The sequence below is a fragment of the Elstera litoralis genome (genome assembly GCF_000963705.1).
Classification (GTDB): Bacteria; Pseudomonadota; Alphaproteobacteria; order Elsterales; family Elsteraceae; genus Elstera; species Elstera litoralis.
Map to the genome: position 1 here is coordinate 1 of NZ_LAJY01000281.1, position 4,941 is coordinate 4,941.

Annotated in this window: 7 protein-coding genes; 2 read left to right on the plus strand and 5 right to left on the minus strand. The window is 62.5% G+C overall.

All coding sequences use genetic code 11. The features are described 5' to 3' along the window. Nucleotides 1–21 precede the first annotated feature (21 nt). From VZ95_RS23020 to VZ95_RS11515, 5 genes are all read right to left on the minus strand, one after another. Nucleotides 22–351, minus strand: coding sequence for an ArsR/SmtB family transcription factor (locus VZ95_RS23020; RefSeq protein ID WP_045777617.1), 330 nt, complete (start codon nucleotides 349–351; stop codon nucleotides 22–24). A gap of 159 nt (nucleotides 352–510) precedes the next feature. Then, on the minus strand, nucleotides 511–804 hold the full coding sequence (locus tag VZ95_RS11505; protein ID WP_232302626.1) for a HigA family addiction module antitoxin: 294 nt from the start codon (nucleotides 802–804) through the stop codon (nucleotides 511–513). 1 nt (nucleotide 805) lies between these two features. After that, nucleotides 806–2,146: an ABC1 kinase family protein gene (locus VZ95_RS11510; RefSeq protein ID WP_045775968.1), complete on the minus strand. Its 1,341-nt coding sequence runs from the start codon at nucleotides 2,144–2,146 to the stop codon at nucleotides 806–808. Then, a complete protein-coding gene (locus VZ95_RS28845) occupies nucleotides 2,139–2,588 on the minus strand; it encodes a M3 family metallopeptidase (RefSeq protein WP_332308075.1) in 450 nt (149 codons plus the stop codon). Before VZ95_RS28845 ends, VZ95_RS11510 begins: the two co-directional genes overlap by 8 nt. Further along, on the minus strand, nucleotides 2,545–3,759 hold the full coding sequence (locus tag VZ95_RS11515) for a M3 family metallopeptidase (protein WP_332308076.1): 1,215 nt from the start codon (nucleotides 3,757–3,759) through the stop codon (nucleotides 2,545–2,547). Before VZ95_RS11515 ends, VZ95_RS28845 begins: the two co-directional genes overlap by 44 nt. A 293-nt stretch (nucleotides 3,760–4,052) precedes the next feature. Between VZ95_RS11515 and VZ95_RS21930 the strand changes: the two genes are divergently transcribed. Both VZ95_RS21930 and VZ95_RS11525 read left to right on the plus strand, forming a co-directional pair. Further along, complete coding sequence (locus VZ95_RS21930) at nucleotides 4,053–4,652, plus strand: thermonuclease family protein (protein ID WP_198148249.1); 600 nt, start codon at nucleotides 4,053–4,055, stop codon at nucleotides 4,650–4,652. Between the two features lie 62 nt (nucleotides 4,653–4,714). Further along, nucleotides 4,715–4,941: hypothetical protein (locus VZ95_RS11525; RefSeq protein WP_045775969.1), on the plus strand; the 227-nt coding region annotated here is incomplete at its 3' end.

Consider the following 4,941-nt stretch of genomic DNA (forward strand, 5'->3'; position numbering starts at 1 on the left):
CTATCGTTTCATGGACAAGGGTCATGGAAGATCGTCCTTCTCGGATTGAATAAGCCGTTCAAGTCGATGAAGACGGCGGTTCCACAGCGCCTGACGGTCTGTAAGCCAGCCCTCCAGGTCCGCCATAGCGGCATGATTGAGGTGACAGATGCGAACGCGCCCCACCTTTTCGGTGGTGATGAGACCTGCCCGCTCCAGAATGCCGAGATGCTTGGTAAAAGCCGACAACACCATCGGATGCGCTTTGGCAAGATCACTAACAGTCTGCGATCCGCCAGAGAGACGCTCCACCACAGCAAGCCGGGTTGCGTCGCCCAAGGCATTAAACCGCGCGGAAAGATAGTTCTCCATAAAGAGAAGTTATGATTCTTGCCGGGCCTCGGTCAATCAGAAACTTCTCTGAATAGAGAAGTTTTACGTCAAGTTTGAGAAAGACTGCGCACCAAAATAGGTTTGCTTCTAGATGGCGTGGAGAGCGGACTACGGCGGGGTTTCTCCCAGCCAACCACACTACGCCGCAACCTCCCGCAACGCCCGCACCGGGGGCTGTTCGCGCTGCATCGCGACCCAAAGATCGTAATTCGCCTGAAGCGTGACCCAGAAGCGCGCGGTGCTCACACCCGCCTTTTCCAAGCGAATCGCCAAATCCGCACTAATCCCAGCCTTGCCATTCAGCACGCGCGAGAGCACGACCCGCGACAGGGACAGTCGACCAGCCGCTTCCGTGACCGACAGGTTGAGCGGCGCAAACACGGTTTCCTTCAAGATTTCGCCGGGATGGGGATGGGTGTGCATCATGGTCATCCTAAACCCCCTCCGGCACCCCCGCCGCCGCCAGCGCCGCGCTTTGCCGGGCCGCGAGCGCGTCCGCGTCGAAATCGGCGGCGAGATCGTGGAACAGCTCGTACCAGTTGATCTGCGCCTGCAAGTGCGTGAAGACCGAGCCCAGGCCAATTGCGGCGCGGTCCATAAACACGAATTCGCGCGGCGGCTTCACCCCGCCCAGGCGGCGCAGTTCGGCGTGGACCTTCGAGGCGACTTCCTTGCCGTATTCGGTGCCCCCTGCCTCTTGGATGAGCCGGGTGCGGTTTTCCAAAATCGGGCCGTAGAGGAAGCTCGCCCATTGGTTCAACACGTCGACCAACTCGGTCGAGAGATTGGTGAAGCCCCAGGTTTCGTAAGCCGCAATCGCGCGGTCGCGGTCGCCGGTATCGAGCGCGTGATACAGCTCGATCACGCCATTCACGAAGCGGGGCTGGAACACGCGGATACAGCCGAAATCGAGCAGGTTGATGCCATCATCGGCGCGGGCGGCGTAGTTGCCGGGGTGTGGGTCGCCGTGGATGATGCCGTAGCGGTAGAAGGGCACGTACCAAGCGCGGAAAAGGTTATACGCGAGGCGATTGCGCTGTTCTAACGGCGCATCCTTCAGCGACAGCAGCGGCACACCGTCGAGCCAGGTCATCGTCAGCAGGCGATTGGTCGAAAGCTCATCAATGGGTTCGGGCACCGAAACCCCCGCCTCCCCGGCCAGAATCTCCCGATACAGGTGGATATGGCGGCGCTCGCGGTCGTAATCCAACTCCTCGCGCAGCCGGTCGCCGATTTCGAGATGAATATCGCCGGTCGAAATGGCTTTATCGGCCCGCTCATAGAGCGAGAGCAGCAGCTTCAACTGCTTCAGGTCCGCTTCCACGGCGGACGCCATGTCGGGATATTGCAGCTTCACCGCCACCGCGCGGCCATCGTGCAGCTTGGCCTTATGGACTTGGCCCAAGGAGGCCGCAGCGGCCGCTTCCTGCCCAAACTCGGCGAAGCGGCTTTGCCAGCCCGGCCCGAGCTCCCCCTGCATGCGGCGCTTCACGAAGGGCCAGCCCATTGCGGGCGCGTCGGACTGAAGCTGACGCAGTTCGCGCGCATATTCTTCCGGCAACACATCGGGCAGCACGGCGATCAACTGCCCCACCTTCATCAGCGGGCCTTTGATGCCCCCCAGAATTGCGGTGAGTTCGGCGGCATGCTTATCGCGATCGATGCCGATACCGAGGAACCGTTCGCCCGCGAGCCGCGCCGCGACGCCGCTCATCTTCGTAGTGACGGTGGCGTAGCGGCGCATACGCCCGCCGAAGCTGTTTTCCTCAGACATGGGTCGGCAGCCCTTCTAGCTCATCAATGAAGTCGGCGATCATTTGCAGGCCACGATCCCAGAACGCCGGGTCGCGCGCGTCCAGCCCAAAGGGGGCCAGCAGCGCCGAATGATGCTGGGAGCCCCCCGCCTTCAGCAGGGTCAGATAGCGCTCGGCGAACCCCTCCTCCGCCTTGGCATAAACGGCATAGAGCGAGTTCACCAAGCAATCGCCATAGGCATAGGCGTAGACATAGAAGGGCGAATGGATGAAGTGTGGAATATAGGCCCAGAAATTCTTATAGCTGTCGTCAAACCGCACTGCGTCGCCCAGGCAATCGCGCTGAGTTTTCAGCCAGATTTCCGCGAGATCCTCGGGCAGCAACTCGCCGTCGCGGCGGCGATCATGCACCGCCTCTTCAAACGAATGCAGCGCGATTTGCCGAACCACCGTGTTCAGCATGTCCTCGACCTTGGAGGCCAGCAGGAAGCGCCGCTGCGCCGGGTCTTTTTTCTTTTTCCGCCGCCAGCAAGGCCCGAAAAGTGAGCATTTCGCCGAAGACCGAGGCGGTTTCGGCCAGGGTCAAGGGCGTGTCGGCCAGCAGGTGCCCCTGTTCCTTGCCCGCCAGCACCTGATGAACCCCGTGGCCGAGTTCGTGCGCCAGCGTCATCACATCGCGCACTTTGCCCTGATAATTCACCAGCAGATAGGGATGGGCCGAGGGCACCGTGGGGTGGGCGAAAGCCCCAGGGGCTTTGCCGGGCCGCAGGGGCGCGTCGATCCAGGGTTTCTCGAAGAATTGTTCGGCGACCTTGCCGAGATCGGGCGAAAACTTAGTGTAGGCCGACAGCACGGTTTGCGTGGCCTCACTCCAGGGAATCTGCCGATCCGGCGCGCCCGGGAGCGGGGCGTTGCGGTCCCAGGCTTCGAGGTGCGGCAGGCCCAGCCACCCGGCTTTCAGCTTATAATAGCGATGGGCGAGGCGCGGATAGGCGGCGCGCACCGCCGAAATCAGCGCTGCCACCACCTCGTCTTCGACGCGGTTGCCGAGGTTGCGGCTGGAAATCGGGCGCGGATACTTGCGCCAGCGGTCTTCCACTTCCTTATCTTTGGCGAGCGTATTGGTGATGAGCGAAAACACCCGCACCTGCTCGCCCAAGGCCTTGCCGAACGCCTGGGTCGCGTCCTGCCGAGTTTTCCGCTCCGGCGAAACCATTAGCGCCAGCACTTCGGTGGAGGTCAGCTCGCGCCCGTCGAGCGGAATGCGCAGCGCCGCCATCGTCTCATCGAACAGCCGCACCCAGGCCGAGCGCCCGGTGAGCGATTTTTCCAGCAGCAGCTTTTCCTGCGCGTCCGGCAGTTGATGCGGGCGGAAGGCGCGGGTGGCGGCGATCCACGGACGGTAGCGCGCGGCGGCGGGGTCGGCCAGCAGCCCTTCGACCACCGCTTCATCAAGCTGATTGAGTTCCAGCCCGAAGAACAGCACGCGGCTGGCAATCTCGGTAATCCGCTCCTGCACCGACTGGTAAAAGCGGCCCACGTCCGGGTTGCTCATGTCTTGGGCGTAGAGAAGCTGGGCGTAGGAGCCGATTTTGCCTAAGCGCTCGTCCAGCGCCTCATAGCGTTTCAGCACGCCAGCGAACGCGGGCGAGGCCAGCCCTGCGAGCTTGCCTTCCGCCTCCTTCGCCAGCGCCTCGGCCTGGCCGCGCGCCCAGGCGAAATCCGCATCGAGCGCAGGGTCCGTCGGCCCGGCATAGAGATCCGACAGATCCCAGGTGGCAGATCAGCAGAGGGTTTGAGCGACACCGACATGAACATCTCCTTTTACCCTTCAGGATATAGAGCTTCCGCCGCCCGCCACCAACCCACACCCGTGCAGCCCTGATGGTTTTTCGCGTGCAGCCGGGGGGCGGTTTGGGATATATCATGAACATGAGCCCGCCGCCCGACCCGATCCTCAGCCGTCTCGCCCGCCTGCGCGGGGGGCGTCGCCAGCCCGCCCCGCGCGGCAAGACGCCCGCACCGCCGTCGCGCGGTGGATTGCGCCTGCCCCGCCCCAGTTTTCTGTCGGCCCTCGCCCTGCTTGCCGTATTGATCGCCGGATGGTTCGGTTATGACGATAGCGCCCCCTGCCCCACCGACGCCAAACTGACCGGCCCGGCCTGCGCGGTCGATGGCGACACGCTCCACCTCGGCGGGCATCTCACCGGGCGGCGCTGTTCGGGCGGCGAGTTGGTGCGGCTGTGGGGCATCAACGCCCCCGAAAGCGGCACCCCCGGCCACCGCAAATCCCAAGACGCGCTGCAATCCCTGGTGGCGGGGCGGACAATTGCCTGCTCCGCCGTGGATAGGGACGACCACAGTCGCACGGTCGCGCGCTGCTGCGCGGCTGGGCAGGATTTGAGTTTGTCGCAGGCGGCGGGCGGTTGGGCGTGGGATTACGCGAAATATTCGAAGGGGGCCTATGCAGGCGCGGAGGCTGCGGCGCGGAAGGAAGGGCGCGGGATTTGGGGGGCGGGGGAGTAGGCTTGGTGAGTCGTTATTGGCATGGTACATCTATAAATAGATAATCGCGCGAGAAAGCCGCCATGCCTGCTGACGACCCCAACGCCCTGCTGCTGTATCGCCTCGCCGAGCAGGAAAAGGCCCTGAAGGAGGCACTGGCCGAGATTAAGGAATTTAAGAAAGATCAAAAATCTGAGAGCAAGCTGCTGCGCGATGAGTTGTCAAAAGATATTTCGGATAAATTTTCGAGTCAAGATAAAAGAATTGGCGATCTTCATATACATGTTAACCGTTGGGGAACAATAATACC

Coding starts and splice junctions, on each gene's coding strand:
- VZ95_RS11510 (WP_045775968.1), bottom strand. CDS start 2,146: ATGTCTGAGGAAAACAGCTTCGGCGGGCGTATGCGCCGCTACGCCACC.
- VZ95_RS11505 (WP_232302626.1), bottom strand. CDS start 804: ATGACCATGATGCACACCCATCCCCATCCCGGCGAAATCTTGAAGGAA.
- VZ95_RS21930 (WP_198148249.1), top strand. CDS start 4,053: ATGAACATGAGCCCGCCGCCCGACCCGATCCTCAGCCGTCTCGCCCGC.
- VZ95_RS28845 (WP_332308075.1), bottom strand. CDS start 2,588: ATGCTGAACACGGTGGTTCGGCAAATCGCGCTGCATTCGTTTGAAGAG.
- VZ95_RS23020 (WP_045777617.1), bottom strand. CDS start 351: ATGGAGAACTATCTTTCCGCGCGGTTTAATGCCTTGGGCGACGCAACC.